16 protein-coding genes are annotated in these 16836 nt (G+C 37.2%); 9 read left to right on the top strand and 7 right to left on the bottom strand.

What is annotated here, in order from left to right; translation table 11 throughout:
* Position 1: 1 nt before the first annotated feature.
* Together C7H19_RS11350 and C7H19_RS11345 are read right to left on the bottom strand one after the other, a co-directional pair.
* On the bottom strand, positions 2–748 hold the full coding sequence (locus C7H19_RS11350) for a Uma2 family endonuclease (protein WP_106456995.1): 747 nt from the start codon (positions 746–748) through the stop codon (positions 2–4).
* Between the two features lie 93 nt (positions 749–841).
* Entirely contained in the window at positions 842–1651 is an 810-nt protein-coding gene (locus C7H19_RS11345) for a hypothetical protein (protein WP_106456994.1), read from the bottom strand.
* Between the two features lie 89 nt (positions 1652–1740).
* On the opposite strand from C7H19_RS11345, the gene murG reads away from it, so the two are divergent.
* Positions 1741–2799, top strand: coding sequence for an undecaprenyldiphospho-muramoylpentapeptide beta-N-acetylglucosaminyltransferase (gene murG, locus C7H19_RS11340; protein WP_106456993.1), 1059 nt, complete (start codon positions 1741–1743; stop codon positions 2797–2799).
* A gap of 28 nt (positions 2800–2827) precedes the next feature.
* Here the strand turns inward: murG and C7H19_RS11335 are convergent, their stop codons facing one another.
* Complete coding sequence (locus tag C7H19_RS11335; RefSeq protein ID WP_181280587.1) at positions 2828–3043, bottom strand: peptidoglycan-binding domain-containing protein; 216 nt, start codon at positions 3041–3043, stop codon at positions 2828–2830.
* Positions 3044–3473: 430 nt separating this feature from the next.
* On the opposite strand from C7H19_RS11335, the gene smc reads away from it, so the two are divergent.
* The 5 genes from smc (at position 3474) to C7H19_RS11310 (ending at position 9756) form a co-directional block, all read left to right on the top strand.
* The gene (gene smc / locus C7H19_RS11330; protein WP_106456991.1) at positions 3474–7025 is read left to right on the top strand and encodes a chromosome segregation protein SMC; all 3552 of its coding nucleotides are present in this window, start codon (positions 3474–3476) and stop codon (positions 7023–7025) included.
* A 32-nt stretch (positions 7026–7057) separates the two neighbouring features.
* Positions 7058–7864, top strand: a complete 807-nt coding sequence (locus C7H19_RS11325) for a PD-(D/E)XK nuclease family protein (RefSeq protein ID WP_106456990.1) — start codon at positions 7058–7060, stop codon at positions 7862–7864.
* A 104-nt stretch (positions 7865–7968) separates the two neighbouring features.
* Complete coding sequence (locus C7H19_RS11320) at positions 7969–8712, top strand: hypothetical protein (protein ID WP_106456989.1); 744 nt, start codon at positions 7969–7971, stop codon at positions 8710–8712.
* A 144-nt stretch (positions 8713–8856) separates the two neighbouring features.
* Positions 8857–9141 (top strand): DUF1232 domain-containing protein, encoded by a 285-nt coding sequence (locus tag C7H19_RS11315; protein WP_106456988.1) that lies wholly within the window; start codon positions 8857–8859, stop codon positions 9139–9141.
* Between the two features lie 180 nt (positions 9142–9321).
* On the top strand, positions 9322–9756 hold the full coding sequence (locus C7H19_RS11310) for a nucleoside deaminase (RefSeq protein WP_106456987.1): 435 nt from the start codon (positions 9322–9324) through the stop codon (positions 9754–9756).
* 8 nt (positions 9757–9764) lie between these two features.
* Here the strand turns inward: C7H19_RS11310 and C7H19_RS11305 are convergent, their stop codons facing one another.
* Entirely contained in the window at positions 9765–11270 is a 1506-nt protein-coding gene (locus tag C7H19_RS11305; protein ID WP_106456986.1) for an alanine/glycine:cation symporter family protein, read from the bottom strand.
* Positions 11271–11368: 98 nt separating this feature from the next.
* Positions 11369–13045: a DUF3352 domain-containing protein gene (locus tag C7H19_RS11300; protein WP_106456985.1), complete on the bottom strand. Its 1677-nt coding sequence runs from the start codon at positions 13043–13045 to the stop codon at positions 11369–11371.
* A gap of 354 nt (positions 13046–13399) precedes the next feature.
* Between C7H19_RS11300 and C7H19_RS11295 the strand changes: the two genes are divergently transcribed.
* Positions 13400–14239 (top strand): pentapeptide repeat-containing protein, encoded by an 840-nt coding sequence (locus tag C7H19_RS11295; protein ID WP_106456984.1) that lies wholly within the window; start codon positions 13400–13402, stop codon positions 14237–14239.
* A gap of 116 nt (positions 14240–14355) precedes the next feature.
* Positions 14356–14898, top strand: a complete 543-nt coding sequence (locus tag C7H19_RS11290; RefSeq protein WP_106456983.1) for a ferric uptake regulation protein — start codon at positions 14356–14358, stop codon at positions 14896–14898.
* 16 nt (positions 14899–14914) lie between these two features.
* On the opposite strand, the gene C7H19_RS11285 is transcribed toward C7H19_RS11290, so the two are convergent.
* On the bottom strand, positions 14915–15343 hold the full coding sequence (locus tag C7H19_RS11285; RefSeq protein WP_106456982.1) for a SufE family protein: 429 nt from the start codon (positions 15341–15343) through the stop codon (positions 14915–14917).
* Between the two features lie 80 nt (positions 15344–15423).
* Entirely contained in the window at positions 15424–15546 is a 123-nt protein-coding gene (locus C7H19_RS27030) for a hypothetical protein (RefSeq protein WP_281261723.1), read from the bottom strand.
* Positions 15547–15728: 182 nt separating this feature from the next.
* On the opposite strand from C7H19_RS27030, the gene psbA reads away from it, so the two are divergent.
* Positions 15729–16811: a photosystem II q(b) protein gene (gene psbA / locus C7H19_RS11280; RefSeq protein ID WP_106456981.1), complete on the top strand. Its 1083-nt coding sequence runs from the start codon at positions 15729–15731 to the stop codon at positions 16809–16811.
* Positions 16812–16836 lie beyond the last annotated feature (25 nt).

Genomic DNA, 16836 nt, shown 5'->3' with positions numbered 1-16836 from the left:
GTTATTCGGGTAAATTGCCAAAACGCTGACGGTATTGTTGTAATAACTGCGCTAGTTCTGTTGCTTGTTGTTGGGATGCTTCTAACTCCTGTTGCTTAGTTTCTAATTCTTGTAAAGCTTGTTGTGCCATTTCTGATGGAGTCGGATAGGGATTACCTTCCGAGTCATACCAACATAGCATTTCTCGTTCATCAATACCTAATTTATACTCTTTTCGTCCAATTCCTAGACCGATTTCGGGCATCCAAAATGGTTCACCGCTTTGTAGTTGGTATTCGCCGTTGGTTAAGCGGTATATTTCAAATGGTGTATGTTTATCTCGTTTTGAGAATTCAGGATTGTAGATTAGATAGTATAAAACGCCTAATCTAGCATAAATGTGCATTTTTTCGCCGTATTCTTGGCCGTAGCTGTGGGAGACCATTTCTAGAACAAAAATCGGTACAGTCTGATTTCTTTCTTCCCACACGACATAGCTAGGGCGATTTTTCCCTCTTTTTCTGCGTTCGACACCGATACTGAGAAATCCATCGGGAATAACTGGGGTTCTGGGATTAGTTCCAGTTGTATGATAGATTCCCATATCTACCCCAAAATACCAATCATTACGATCTTTCCACAATGAATGTAAGATAGCATCTAAAAGATTGGGTAAAAAGTTTTGATCTTCATTATCCACAGGTGTATCGTCAGAATCGGGTAATTCTTCACTGGTTGGTAGACGGAGTGAGGGGTCTATCTGAATCATGGTATCAGAAGTGGCGATCGGATTTTTCTCTTTTTTTATTCTAATTTCTTTTCAAAAGGGTTTGAAAACCAAACCCAAATCATATTAATCAAATTACTTTTCAACTTTTACTCGTTGCGTAATTAAAATAATCCCATCTCCTCGAATTAGAATAGCAGATACCCAATGATTTTCAGGAGTTATGGGGGCTTTAGCTCGCTTAAAAATCCCACCACCTGGTAATAATTCTAATTCTAATGCTTTCGGGTCTAAATAACTTTCCCCTTCCACTTTCTCATCCATTGCCGCACCCGCGAGTAAGCTATCTCCGAGGGGTTCAGTTACAATTACATCAAAATCGAATTCTTGCCCTGCTTTGACTTTATCAGGAATCCGAATCTCAACTTTAGGCGGATTTTGTCCCGATGTAATTTCATTGCGTTCTGATAGAATTTCTTGATAAAGCAGTTTTTGTCCTTGGAATTGCTGACGAGATTTAATCGTTGAATTTAGAGTAACAGGTCTTCCTTTCAGTTTGCCAGTTCCTTGAATGGTTGTCGTTGTCATTGCAATTAATTTATCGCCTTGCTTTTCCCATGAATCTATAGTTGTCGTGTACTTAACTTGACTAAATTGCTCCCAAAATTTGGTTAGTGATTGGCTTAAAGTATTATAGTTTAACCCATCAGAATTCTTAAAATCTGGGCTATATGAATTCATCACCTGCTTAATATTTTTTTGATTAGCGGCTGTTTCCAGTTGACTAATCATATTTTTTAACTCGACGGGGGCATTAGCTGAAGTATTGGCCGCTTGTAATGATTTAGAAATGCTTAAAGTCAGGCCACAACTGAGGAGAAAAGGAAGCGTATAGCTAAAAAATTTAATCAGAAAACGTTGTTGGAGTGAATTAAAATGAGGCATTGGTAATTTGTTGTATCTGGATAAATTGTTCAGTTGTAATAAGTGTTAGTTGGTAGTAAGATTTAACCATTCAATTTTAGTTTAAGCGAATGACTCAAACACCCACTCGGTTACTCATTGCTGCTAGTGGAACAGGAGGACATCTATTCCCGGCTCTTGCAGTAGCAGAACAATTAAAGGATTATGAAATTGAATGGTTAGGAGTGCCTGACCGTTTGGAACAGACTTTAGTTCCAAAATGCTACCCTCTTCATACTATACCGATTGAAGGGTTTCAAACTCGTTTAGGTTTTAAGACGTTACAAATTTTCTTTCGTCAAATTGCAGCAATTTTTCAGGTTCAACAACTTCTCAAACAAAGAAAGATAGACGCTGTTTTTAGTACAGGTGGATACATTGCCGGTCCCACTATTTTAGCTGCACGACTCCAAAATATCCCAGTAATTTTACACGAATCGAATTCTATCCCAGGCAAAGTTACAACTTTTCTGGGACCTTTTTGTAATACTGTTGCACTAGGTTTTCCGGAAACAGCGAAATATCTCAAACGTTCTAAAACCCTTTGGCTGAGTACTCCTGTTCGTTCTCAGTTTCTCGCACCACAACCATTAGATTTAGATATACAATCGGATGTACCTTTAATTGTCGTCGTTGGGGGGTCACAAGGTGCAGTCGCACTCAATCGAATCGTCAGACAATGCGCGGCCGCATGGTTAGCCGCAGGAGCGTATATAGTTCATTTAACGGGAGAAAATGACCCAGAAGCAAATATTTTAAAGCATCCTCACTATATTTCTTTACCATTTTATGAAAATATGGCGGGATTATTGCAACGTGCAACCCTTGCGGTGAGTCGTTCAGGTTCAGGAACTTTAACGGAATTAGCAGTTACAAAAACTCCATCTATTCTCATTCCCTATCCCTTTGCAGCAGAAGACCATCAATTTTATAATGCAAAAGTGTTCGCTGATGCAGACGCAGCTTATCTTTATCGTCAAGATGAATTATCATCAGAATTGCTCGAAAAAAAGGTTTTAGAGTTACTCGCTTCACCACAAAAGCTAGATTTTATGGCAACTCAATCCGCTAGTTTAGCCTATATAGATAGTGCCGAAAGATTGGCTAATTTAATCCGTAATTTACCCTAAAAAGTCCTTAGTTTTACCCGTAATTGGCTCAATAATAGTAATGATTTATAATAGCTTTCCAAGTTGTGGGGTCAACAATCCCACGAGGAAAAATACCTACTCTCTGTTGAAACGCTCTAGTTGCATCATAAGTTTGTAGGTTAAAATAGCCATCAATTGAGCCATCATAATGACCCGCTTGATACAAATATTCCTGCAATATTAATACTAAATCGCCTTGACTCCCTAAACTTAATGTAGGCATACTCTTAGCTTGGATTTCAGTATAAAAAATAAACGAACATAAAATAATCCCCATAGTCTGATACTCTAAAATTTTGAATGCTCTATTTAATTAAGTAAATGAATCTCGTAGATTAACCCAAGTGAATAAACTTAATTTAATTTAACATCAGATTTTAGAATAGAAACAATTTTAATAAGATATTATTTTTCCTTTAAGCATTGATTAAATCCTATTATCGCATTAATATCAAGAATTTGTTGTGTTCTATACCATTTTTAAAATTAGAGATGCAACACGTTTCAATAGGTTTGGATATATTATGTATCAATAATTACTTCTTGCATACGGAACATCAAACACGTTCTAGCTGTCCAACTGTTAAACTAGATCAATTAATACGACAGAACTATCATAATTTTCTCATAATAACTTCTTCACTTCGGCGCTCATGGTCTATATTAAGCGGGTGGAACTATCCCACTTTAAATCATTTGGTGGAACGACTCCTATTCCCTTGTTACCTGGTTTTACGGTTGTTTCTGGTCCCAATGGTTCAGGAAAATCAAATATTTTAGATGCGCTACTATTTTGTTTAGGGTTAGCGTCTTCTAAAGGAATGCGTGCGGAAAGATTACCCGATTTAGTAAATCATAATCATGGCACTCATCGCAATACCACTGAAGCAAGCGTCTCGGTGACTTTTGATGTGTCAGAAGCTGAAGAAAATAACGGAAATGGTTATCATCGAGAATGGACTGTTACCCGACGTTTACGGGTGGGAAAAGGGGGAAACTACACCTCAACTTATTACATTAACGGTGAACTTTGTACCGTTAGTGAATTGCACGAACAATTAAACCGTTTTCGCATTTATCCCGAAGGTTATAACGTTGTTTTACAGGGGGATGTGACGCGAATTATTACGATGAACTCCAAAGAAAGACGAGAAATTATTGATGAATTAGCTGGAGTTGCTGAATTTGACCGTAAAATCGAGAAGACGCTCAAAACCTTAGAATCAGTACGCGAACGAGAAGACCGTTGTCATATTATAGAACAAGAATTAACGCGATCGCTTTTACGACTCGACACAGACCGCATCAAAGCAGAAAAATATCAAAAACTTAAAGCAGACATCCAAAATAAACAACGCAAAGAAGTTGTTTTAAAATGGTACTTGCTCAAAGAACAATATCAACATTTACAAACTCAAATTACCACAGGAGACACCGAAGCAATTCAACTACAAACCCAACTCACTACAATAAACACTCAAATACAACAAACCACAACAGAACTTGAACAATTTAATACTAAAGTCAAAGCATTAGGAGAAGAAGAACATTTATTCCTTTCTTCCCAACTCGTTACCCAACAAGCACAACGTCAGCAACTTATTCAACGACAACAAGAACTAGAAACGCTAATTTCAACCCATCATAATGATGCTGAACGTATCCAACAAGAAATTAAACAATATCACCAGCAATTAACCCAAATCATCAGCGAAAAAATTACTATAGAAACCGAACAATTACCGATTTTATCTCAGCAGCATAAACACTTTAAAGATACACTTGTACAAAACAGAATTCAAGCACAAACCCTCGCAGCAGCATCCGAAGCATGGGTACAAGAACAAACTAATTTATCTCGCAAAATTAATCATTTACAAGAACAACTTAACCCTTATCGAACCGAACAAGCACAACTCAACGAACGATATCAGAGTTTACAAATTACCATCACAGAACAAACGCAACGCTTAAAACTTACGATAAGTGAAATAACTAATAAAACAACTGAAGCAGAAAATTTATCTCAAGATGTCAATAACTTTGAACAAACTTTTAAAGAATTAGCACAACAATTAACCATACAAGAACAACTTCTCACCTTACAACAAGATACCCAAAAACGTCTGCAAAAAGAACAACGAGACAAACAAAGAGAACTCGATAAACTCGAAGCAACCAAACAAGCACAAAACGAAGTACAAGGAACTTATGCGACTCAAATTATTTTACAATCAGACTTACCCGGTGTTTGTGGTTTAGTTGCTTCTTTAGGGGAGGTTAAACCACAATATCAATTAGCTTTAGAAATTGCTGCGGGTGCAAGATTAGGTCATGTTGTCGTCGATGATGATAGTGTAGCATCTGCTGGTATTGCTTTACTCAAACAAAAACGCGCTGGACGAGCAACTTTTTTACCCCTTAATAAAATACGTTCCCAACGATTGCAAGATATTTCAACACTAAAATATGCTAAAGGATTTATTGATTTAGCGGTTAATTTAGTCACCTATCATTCTCGTTATAATGCTGTTTTTGCCTATATTTTTGGGAGTACTGTTATTTTTGAAAATATAGATGATGCGAGACGATATTTAGGTGATTATCGAATCGTTACTTTAGAAGGTGAATTATTAGAAATGAGTGGTGCAATGACAGGAGGAAGTCAACCGAATCGTTCTACTATACACTTCGGTACAACGAATCCTAAAGAATCAGAAGAAGCAGAAATTTTTAAGCGTCGTTTAACTGAAATTGAGCAGATTTTATCGAGAAGTGATGAGTTAATTTTAGAAAAAACATCTCAAGTCAGAAAGCTAACTCAAGAAATAACAGAATTGCGTCAAAATGGTAGAGAAAAACAATTATATTTTGAACAGTTACAAAAAGATATGCACCGTTTGTCTTTAGAAAAAAACGAACTCGCTAAACAGTTATTACAAAATGAACAAGCTTTAGAAAATGCTCAACTACGGTTACAAATTTTGACTTTAGAAATTCCTGATTTAGAACAAAAGTTGCAAGAAGAACAAGAAAAACTATCTAAATTAGAAGAATCAAAAACACACCAAGAATGGCAAGATATTCAAAATAATCTTAAATTAATTGAAGAAAAATTACAACAAAAAGAACATAATTTAAGAGCAAAAGAATCTTATTTAAAAGATTTAGAAAATAGCGATAGAAGAATTAAAGACAAAATTAGAGAATTAGAGCAAAATTTGAATAGTTTAGAAAAACAAAAAGAAAAGAATCTTCAGCAAAAAATTAATTTACAGACTGATGTAAATTCTTTTAATAATCAAATTATAGAAACAGAAACATTATTAGAAAAACTGAATGAGACATTAGGAGAAACCAAACAACAACGAAATCAAATAGAAAATATATTACATTCATTACAAAACCAACAGCAACAATTAACTTGGAAGCAAGAAAAATTAATTATTAATCAACAAGAAAGAAAAGAAGCATTAGAAACTTTACAAGAACAAATTAAACAAAATCAAAACGAATTACCCGAAGTATTAGAAAATTTTTCTGAAAATGAAAGTATAACCGTTCAAATTGAAAAGCTCCAAAATGATATACGTTTAGGACAAAAACGCTTAGAAGCAATGGAACCCGTTAATATGTTAGCTTTAGAAGAATATGAAAAAACTCAAGAAAGAATAGAAGAATTAAAGAATAAATTAACCACTCTTCAAGGAGAAAGAACCGAACTACTTTTAAGAATTGAAAATTTTACTACTCTAAGATTTCGAGCTTTTAAAGAAGCTTTTGACGCAGTTAATGAAAATTTTAAAGTAATTTTTGCGACACTTTCTGATGGTGATGGATATTTACAATTAGAAGATGCAGAAGATCCATTTAATGGGGGATTAAATTTAGTCGCTCATCCCAAAGGAAAACCCGTACAAAGATTAAGTTCTATGTCTGGTGGTGAAAAGTCTTTAACTGCTTTAAGTTTTATTTTTTCTTTACAAAAATATCGCCCTTCTCCCTTTTATGCTTTTGATGAAGTCGATATGTTTTTAGATGGTGCAAATGTCGAAAAACTCTCTAAAATGATCCAAAAACAAGCTCAACAAGCACAGTTTATTGTTGTTAGTTTGCGTCGTCCTATGATCGAAGCTTCTCAACGTACAATAGGAGTTACTCAAGCTAGAGGAGCCTATACTCAGGTTTTGGGAATTAAAGTATAAGATAAATAATATATTCATCTTATACGGCTTACATGACGACAGAAGAAGACCTTAAACAAATCATTAAAAGAGAACTACCGGCACTTTTGCAAGATACAGAAATGCGGCGTATCATTGTACAAGCGGTAGATAAATATTTTGCGGGAAAACAAGAAACTGAAAGTCGTTTTGATCAAATTTTAGCAGAACTGCGACAAGATAGAGAAGAACAGAGACGTAAATGGGATGAAAACCAGCGTATATGGGATGAAAATCAACTCGAAAACCAACGTAAATGGGATGAAAACCAGCGTAAATGGGATGAAAATCAACTCGAAAACCAGCGCAAATGGGATGAAAACCAGCATAAATTGAATGAAAACGAGAAGCGTATCGATCAAACCCTACAAGAAATTAAACGCCTAGGTAATAAGCATGATAGTACGATCGGTGCTTTGGGTGCTAGATGGGGTTTATATACAGAACAATCTTTTCGTAATGCTTTACAAGGTATTTTACAAGACTCCTTTAATGTTGAAGTGGTTAGTATCACCGAATATGACGATCAAGGAGAAGTTTTTGGTAGACCCGATCAGATAGAATTAGATTTAATTATCCAAAATGGCACACTCATCATTGCTGAAATTAAATCATCGATGAGTAAATCCGATATGTATACTTTTATGAAGAAAGTCTTGTTTTACGAGAAGCGACATCAACGTCAAGCAACCCGTAAACTGGTTATTTCACCGATGGTACATCCTGCTGCTTTAACCGTAGCCCAAAATCTAGGAATCGATGTTTATAGTTATGCTGAAGATGTAGACTTAACAAATGGCGCTGCAACTCCCATTAGTTAGAGATTACTAAATTTTTTTGTATATCTTTGGGAAGAGTGATAATTTTATTCTATATTTTGGGTAAACAGAATATAGATATAGTTTTTGCTCCGCTTAGTTGAAAAATGACTTACAATTCTAGACCAAGACAGGTTGTACAAATTCCCCTAGATAAATTACTTTTTTTCATCGCAAGTCTTTACTTTGGTTTAACAGTAACATGGATATTCACCCACCAAAAACCCAAACAAGTAAATGTCGCACCAACTAACACTAACATTTCTCCATCTAATGATGAGTTTATCGCTAATTTAGAGAAATCATTAGCAAAAATAGACCAAAAGACTGTTACCGCAAAAGTAGCTAAACCCTCCCCTCAACCGACATCCGTACCACCAGTCGTTAGGATAGCGCCACCCCCACCCCCACCCCCTATCAGTACTCCAGCTACTCCAGTCGAACGAATTTACATTCCGGTTTATCCCCAAAATCCCTCTTTTACCGCCGCTAAACCCAAAAAATTAACCCCATCAACACCAGCTAAACCAGCTAAACCTCAACTACCATTACCCCAAAAAGTAACCGTATCATCTATTCCCATTCCACCTCCTCCCCCAGTCGTCACCGTAGCCCCTTCAGCTATTCCCACCCCACCAATACAGCCTATTTTTGCGGGTGGTGGTAAATTGGTGGGTATTTTAGAATTAGGAGAGCGCTCATCAGCATTATTTGATGTAGATGGAATAACTAAACGAGTTGCGATCGGTGAAAATGTTAATGGTTGGGTTATCTTGCAAATCAAAAATCAACAAGTTTTTCTGTCTCGTGGAAGTACGACTAAAGTTATAGATGTTGGACAATCATTATAGAGAAAATTTACGCAACTTCAATCACTGTTTTTATGCCTATATGAGTGAGGTTTTTACGCCTTTAGCTTAGTAGAATCCTCACTTATTTTAAAAGATAATTTATTGGAAGATAAAAATATGTGAAATGTTTCGGGGGTTTCTGTGATGAACAACATTGCTCAATCTTTCTATAACTGGTATAAAGAAACGATTCGTAATCCTAAGTATCGTTGGTTATTGATCGGTGCATCTATCCTTTATTTGATTAGTCCTATTGATTTGGCTCCTGATTTTATTCCTATTATTGGTTGGATTGATGATGGAATTATTGTAACTTTACTCGTAACTGAAGTTTCGGCTTTATTAACTCAAAAACTACAAGCGAAAACGAAAACCCCAGTCAATGAGCAACCTGTTGAAGTCGAAATTAAAAGCGAAACTATTGCTTAGAATTTAAATTATTTTTTCAATTAAGATAGAGGGTGGGCGATGCTCACCTTTTGTTTTATTGACTGTTTACTTTATAAGAGGGTTTGGAAACCAAACCCCTACAACTGTATTTGTTATATTTCTGAAAAATTGGTATGATTTGCGGGAGAAGATGACAGTAATAGAGCAAGGATCACATCAATGAACGATGATTTTATGGAAGAAGCGATCGCAGAAGCAAAACAAGGACTTAGTGAGGGTGGTATTCCCATTGGTTCAGTTTTAGTACGTGATGGAAAAATTATCGGAAAAGGACATAATAAACGAGTACAAGACGGTGATCCAATGACTCATGCAGAAATTGATTGTTTGAGGAATGCGGGACGAATTGGCACATACAAAGGAACAACCCTTTATTCTACTTTAATGCCTTGTTATCTGTGTGCGGGAGCCGTTGTACAGTTCGGCATCAAAAAAGTAATTGCAGGAGAATCTAAAACTTTCCCTGGCGCTAAAGAATTCATGGAATCTCACGGTGTAGAAGTAATTGATATTGATTCAGAAGAATGTAAACAATTAATGCAAGATTTCATTACGGTAAAACCTGAGTTATGGAATGAAGATATCGGAGAATAATTCAAAAGCTATTTATGTACTAACTCTAGGGTAAATTCATTTTTTTGAAGTCGTATCATATAGTTTTTTAAATCTAATGCCACATCGTTACCCAGGAAATAACAGCCGAGTAAATTGGGAAAAGCAACAGAAATCAGCATTAAATCGCTTAGATCAATAAAAATTTTGGGATTAATGACCGCACCCAAAAAGACAATGATTAAAAAGCCTATCTTTAAAAAAATATTACCCCGATCACCGAATAGATATTCCCAACATAACTCACTGTAATATCCCCAAGACATCACCGTTGAATAGGCAAACAGAAAAATACAAACGGCTAAGATATAGGGAAACCAAGAAATGACGCTACCGAAAGCAGCTTGAGTCAGTTGTGTGCCATTTAATTCATTAAACCTAGGATCATTATAAGCACCCGTAATCACCATCACCAAAGCCGTCATATTACAAACAATGATGGTATCGATAAACGGTTCGAGTAGAGAAACAATTCCCTCTCTAACAGGTTCGGTGGTTTGTGCGGCTGCGTGTGCGATCGCTGCAACGCCTTGACCTGCTGTATTAGAATAAGCGGCTCGTCGAAATCCTTGTACAATTGTTCCTATGAAACCGCCGGCCAATGCTTGCGGGTAAAAAGCTTCTGTAATAATTTTCCCAATGGCTACAGGTAACAAAGAAATGTTAGCTAAAATGACCCAAATTGAGGCTACAACATAGATACCGCACATAAAAGGAACAATAGTACCTGCAACCGCTCCAATGCTTTTAATTCCGCCTAAAATGACAATTCCCACGAGCAACACCATGATTAGACCGTAAACCCAAGCATGAGTCACAAACCAAGGGAAAACCTGCGCCACTGCTAAATAAGATTGATTGGTTTGAAACATGGTTGAACCACCACCACCGCCAATAATGGCAAGAATACAAAAAAGAATGGCTAAAACTTTGCCGAACCTAGGGTATCCTTTTTCTGCTAAACCTTGCTCAAGATAGTACATCGGTCCACCAGCGATCGTACCATCCGCCCGCAGGATACGATATTTTTGACCCAAAGTACACTCAACAAACTTTAGCGTCATGGCCAAAAAACCCGCGATCGTCATCCAAAATGCGGCACCAGGTCCACCAAGACTAATAGCGATCGCCACACCTGCAATATTCCCTAAACCAACTGTACCCGAAAGAGCCGTCGCTAAAGCTTGGAAATGAGTCACCTCGCCTGGTTCATCAGGATTATCATATTTTCCTCTTGTTACATCAATGGCGTGTTTAAAGGCTCGAAAGTTAATAAACTTCATTCGTATGGTGAAGAAAAATGAGCCAGCTATCAACCACAATACGATTAGGGGCATTCCACCGATACTAAACCCCAAAACAGCCGAAAGAGTCTGATAGATGGCTTGTAAAAGCTGATTTAATAATCCTGTTGGTTCCGTTGCCTGATTCACGGCTAGAGCAACACTCTCGATACTCGCAATGAATAGGACAATGTATAACCAAAATCGTTTCATAAGATGTTATGAGAATAATTAAAAGGACAATAAGTGCATAACATCCTACAAGAAAACGCCCAATGATTTCGTCTAAATTAAACTTTTTTATATTTATTTTATTTTTGCTCTAAAACATCATGAGTTGACTTTAAAGACAAAATCATATCTACTTGACTAATGGCTTGAGTGGGCATGGTTGAAGTAATCGCTATACCTTTAATTGAGTCTAAAACTGCCCTACTTTCAGGATTTATTAAGCTTTCGATACCATTGGATGAAGTTAAAGCTTTATGGAAAGAACGCTCAAGATCTAGATAAAAATAACCAAAGTTTTTTTCAGGTAAAGACGCGGTAATCTCTTTAAAATTTTGACTTTGGGATAATGAATTACTCGATTGAGATTGTAGAACGGTTTGAAAAGGCATGGCTACCGTCATAGCAATTGCTTGATTATCTAACCAACCATAACTTAAAAAGACTTCTTGATTAAATTTTGACTTCCATTCTGTAATATTTTTTCCATCAATATCAGTGGTGTTGACTTCCATTTGTGGCAGAAAAATGGATAATTGTTTTAATTTATCGAAGGTATTTTCGGCGGTGGCGCGATCGCTAGTTTGCAACACCAAAACTCCCCCAATTCCCAGATTACCTAATGTGGGTTGATTGGAGGCGACTAAACCTAAAGCAAATTCTTGATCCATCCAGCCAAAAACATCTTGATCAGCATTTAGATTCGCCATTTTAAAATTATCTCTAATCTGTTTAACAAGGCTTTGTATTGTAGAATCAGTATTAGATTCTTTGACTAGATTTATCCAACCTTGTTTGATTCCTTGACCATTCATAAACATTAGAGTTTCTGAAGGTAAATAAGATAAAAGTTGTGAAGATGAGGGCTGAATGTTGTTCGGTGTAGGTGTTTCAGTAGGATTTAAGTGAGCCATAGCTTGTAAATGTATGCCTGTTTCTTCCACACCCAACAAGAGAACTACTGAATTTAAAGATGTGATATTTTTTAGGGTATTAACAGGTATTTGAGAATCAGGGGGCAAGCTGGCTGCACTTTGATTGACTAGCTGATCATAGTCATCTATATAAGTTTGAATCAGAGGATTTTTTAGCGTTCCCGATTGAGATAAAAGCTCTTTAACTTGGGGTTTATTTCGATAAGAAGGTTCTCCTTTTTTGGTATTAATCGCTAGTTCAATAACACTTCGATTGTCTGAGTATAAAAGATATTTTCCCACAATAGCCGAATAAGAAAGCTCACTATTGGGCGATGTTCTTTCAATAATTGTAAATCCTTGGTATTTTGTTTCAGTAAAGGTTTGATTGGGTTGATCTTTCAATTTTTTGGCAAAATTAGCCGCTTTTAATTTATCTCTAATTCCCATAACAAACAAAATTTGGGCTTCATTTTGAACAGACGGAAGAACAGCAATTGCGATATCTTCGATCCAAGGTTGTATATCTTGAGAATAGTTAATGTCTGATGGCGATGATTGTGATGTGAATTCGTCTAAACTGTGACGTACTAGCTTTTGAGCTTCTGGTGTGCCAAAGTGGGTCAGTTTTGACCAAGTTTGAGGATCGGTGTTAATGTAAGTAGTGACGATCGCTTCATCAGGAATCACTTTAGCCGCTTCGACGGGTGTAAATTGTTCCCAAGGCAGACTAAAACTTAAAGCACTCGGAAAACCATTAAAATAAACGTATGCTCCCCCGGCGGTGGCGAGTGTGAGAAATCCAAAAATTGAAAGAAAGCCACAACCTGATTTTTGACGAGACATTGTTAGTCCTCTTTTTGATAAGGATATTAATTCGATTTGAAAAATCTGACTTCTATTTCTAGGGTAGATTAGAGTAGGTAGGATGAAAGTGATTTGGATCACTCGTAAAAGATAAAATAGTGGTTAATCCTGCTTTTTCATTACTGTGTGTCGTTTTTTTGACTTTAAACATGAGCAATCCTTATAAACTGTCTCTAGCTTTTGGTATTTTTCCTTAGATTTTTGACCAAGTTCGCATTGAGAAGATTATTCTATAAGTAATGACTGAGCAAGCACCGCAATAAAAGCAGATGACCAATCAAAAACTCGTCTTTTGCGATCGCCAATCATTAAACAGGTTAGGGGAGCTTGTGGATGGAAGAATTAGAGCGTTACTATAAAGCACTGGGGCTAGACTCTGGAGCCACTCTCGAAGAAATAAACCAAGCTTATAAAGATTTGGTGTTTATTTGGCATCCCGACAGATTGCCAAAAGATAATGAGCGTCTTTTAGAAAAAGCCACCGCTAAATTACAAGAAATTAATCACGCACGGGATCAATTGCGTTTAGTGTACCAAAAAAACGGTAAATCTCCAGAGAAAGAGCCGTCATCTCAAACGACTTCGAGTAAAGCTCAAAAAACATCCAATGCGACACAGAAGTCGTCAAATCATACGTCTAAAGAGAGATCAAATCATTCGGCTAAATCAACCCATTCTCATCAGACTTATCCGTCTTCCCCTTATCCTCGGAACCATGATTCGACTTATTCTCATCAGACTTATCCGTCTTCCCCTTATCCTCGGAACCATGATTCTTACGAAAACCACTCGGTTAAACGCCCTTATTATCGAGATTATAGTAAGGCTGACTTTCGAGGAGCCAATCTTAAAGAAAAAGATTTATCTGGAAGAAACTTAACTGAAGCGGATCTTAGTCATGCGGATCTTAGTGACAGTTTTTTGCATCAAATTAATTTAGAAAAAGCCAATCTAACAGGCGCTAATCTGTTTCGGGCTAATCTTCTTGGGGCTAATCTTAGAGGGGCTAATCTACAAGAAGCTAATTTAATTGGTGCTGATTTCAGTGGTGCTGATTTAAGAGAAGCTGATTTACGAGGCGCGAAAGTTGGCTATGGTAAAAAAATTATGGTCAAATTAACGGGAGCCTTTTTAAAAGGAGCGATTTTACCCGATGGTTCAATTCATACTTAAGGATGGGAGAAAAACTATATCGACAGAAATTCTCAATTAATTAGAGTTGTTGCAAATGAGAGCCGAGAACGTCTATCATGGTCAAGTAGGCAGCACTTTTTAAAGGGTTATCGCTTATGCCTCCATATACTGCATCGTCCCTAAAAGCTGAACTAAATTCCAGAGGGTGGCGTTTAACACCTCAACGGGAAAAAATTCTGCACGTTTTTCAAAATCTTCCCAAAGGAAATCATTTAAGTGCTGAGGAATTGCATCTCCTTCTCGAAAAACGAGGAGAAGGAATCAGTTTATCGACCATTTATCGTAGCGTTAAGTTAATGTCTCGTATGGGAATTTTGCGAGAACTCGAACTAGCAGAAGGTCATAAACACTATGAACTGAATCAACCTTATCCTCATCACCATCATCATCTAGTTTGTATTCAGTGTAATAAGACCATTGAGTTTAATAATGACTCGATTCTCAAACACAGTCTTAAACAGTCTGAAAAAGAAGGATTTCAACTGATTGATTGTCAGTTAACTGTTATGGCAATTTGTCCAGAGGCCTTACGGATGGGTTGGCCGTCCGCTTTACCGAGTAATTGGTCTTGCAGTCGTGCAATTATGTCGGGTCATGCTTCCCATATGCACTTGCTAGATGATGAAGAAGACGAATAAAAACTAAACTGATGTTTTAAGTTGCTTTCATCAAAGCCTTTTTTTTCATCAGTTGCAGAATGTTATAAAAGCCATTGGCTCGTGAGGGCGTTAAACTCACTTTTAGACCAGTATCCTCAATAAAATCGGGCGTAATTTGTATGATTTCTTGAGGGGTTAGACCGTTCAGTCCTTCAATTAAAAAAGCAACTAACCCCTTAACCAATTGTGCATCCGAGTCGCCTTTATACCACATTTTCCCATCTTTTAAATCAGCCGTAATATACACCTGAGAGACACAGCCATTCACTTTGTTATCGGGGATTTTATCTTCTTCCTCTAAGGGTTCTAGTTTTTTGGCATACCAAAGAAGTTGCTCATACTTCTGTTTTGGGTCTGTACGACGTTTGAATTTTTCAACGATGCGCTCAAGGTTTGGAGGTAAAGAAGGGGCTTGCTTCGACATTTTTTCGCTTGTGGAAAGTGGGCATGACCCACCCGACCAAAAATTGTTATGTAAATTTATCTTAACATTTCACTTAGGAATTAGTCTTCTAATAATTCTAATTCGGTGAGTTCATCGAACATGATTGGGTTAAACTGAATTAAGGAATGTAAAGAAACCAAAGATCGAATCAACGGTAAATTAGAATTGAGCGATGTTTTCATCAAGTTTTATTAAGAATAAAAACATCAATTAAACAAAACTACATTTAAATACAAATTAAACAATAATTATTTACATAAATATACAAAAAAAAATGGCTCAATTCAAAGAGATGTAAATATACTTGAACATATGATGCAAAGTTATCTTTGCTACATTCATTCTTTCATTCAACGTATTATTCATGACGACCACCTTACGTTCGCAAGATAACTATTCTTTGTGGGAGCGTTTTTGTCAGTGGATTACTAGCACCAACAACCGGATCTATGTCGGCTGGTTTGGAGTAATCTTGATCCCCACTCTCCTAGCCGCTACTATTTGCTTCATTATTGCTTTTATTGCTGCTCCTCCAGTCGATATCGACGGGATCAGAGAGCCTGTTGCTGGTTCCTTACTGACAGGAAACAACATCATCTCTGGTGCAGTTGTGCCATCTTCTAACGCTATTGGTCTACATTTTTACCCCATTTGGGAAGCAGCATCCTTAGATGAATGGCTCTACAATGGTGGCCCCTACCAGTTAGTTGTATTCCATTTCTTAATTGGGATCTTCTGTTGGATGGGTCGTCAGTGGGAGTTATCCTACCGTTTAGGAATGCGTCCCTGGATTTGTGTTGCTTACAGCGCTCCCGTTGCAGCAGCCACCTCCGTATTCCTCATCTATCCCATTGGTCAAGGCTCATTCTCTGATGGAATGCCCCTAGGAATCAGTGGAACCTTTAACTTTATGTTCGTGTTCCAAGCAGAACATAACATCTTGATGCACCCCTTCCATATGTTAGGTGTAGCGGGTGTCTTTGGTGGTTCTTTGTTCTCTGCGATGCACGGTTCTTTAGTCACTTCTTCCTTAGTTCGTGAAACCACTGAAAGTGAGTCTCTCAACTATGGTTACAAGTTCGGACAAGAAGAAGAAACCTATAACATTGTTGCTGCTCATGGCTACTTTGGTCGTTTGATCTTCCAATATGCTTCGTTCAACAACAGCCGTTCTTTACACTTCTTCCTCGGTGCTTGGCCTGTCGTTGGTATCTGGTTTACCGCAATGGGTGTCAGCACGATGGCCTTTAACCTCAATGGTTTCAACTTCAACCAGTCCGTTCTCGACTCACAAGGTCGCGTAATCGGAACTTGGGCAGATGTTTTAAACCGTGCTGGTATCGGTATGGAAGTCATGCACGAAAGAAATGCTCACAACTTCCCCTTAGATTTAGCTTCTAATGATGCGACTCCCGTTGCTCTAGTTGCTCCTTCTATTGCAGGATAAGCATTTTTTCGCTGGTAGAATAAAA

Origin of the sequence: Aphanothece hegewaldii CCALA 016 (assembly GCF_003007785.1) — a bacterium.
Classification (GTDB): Bacteria; Cyanobacteriota; Cyanobacteriia; order Cyanobacteriales; family Microcystaceae; genus Chroococcus; species Chroococcus hegewaldii.
This window is presented reverse-complemented; position numbering and strand designations above follow the sequence as displayed.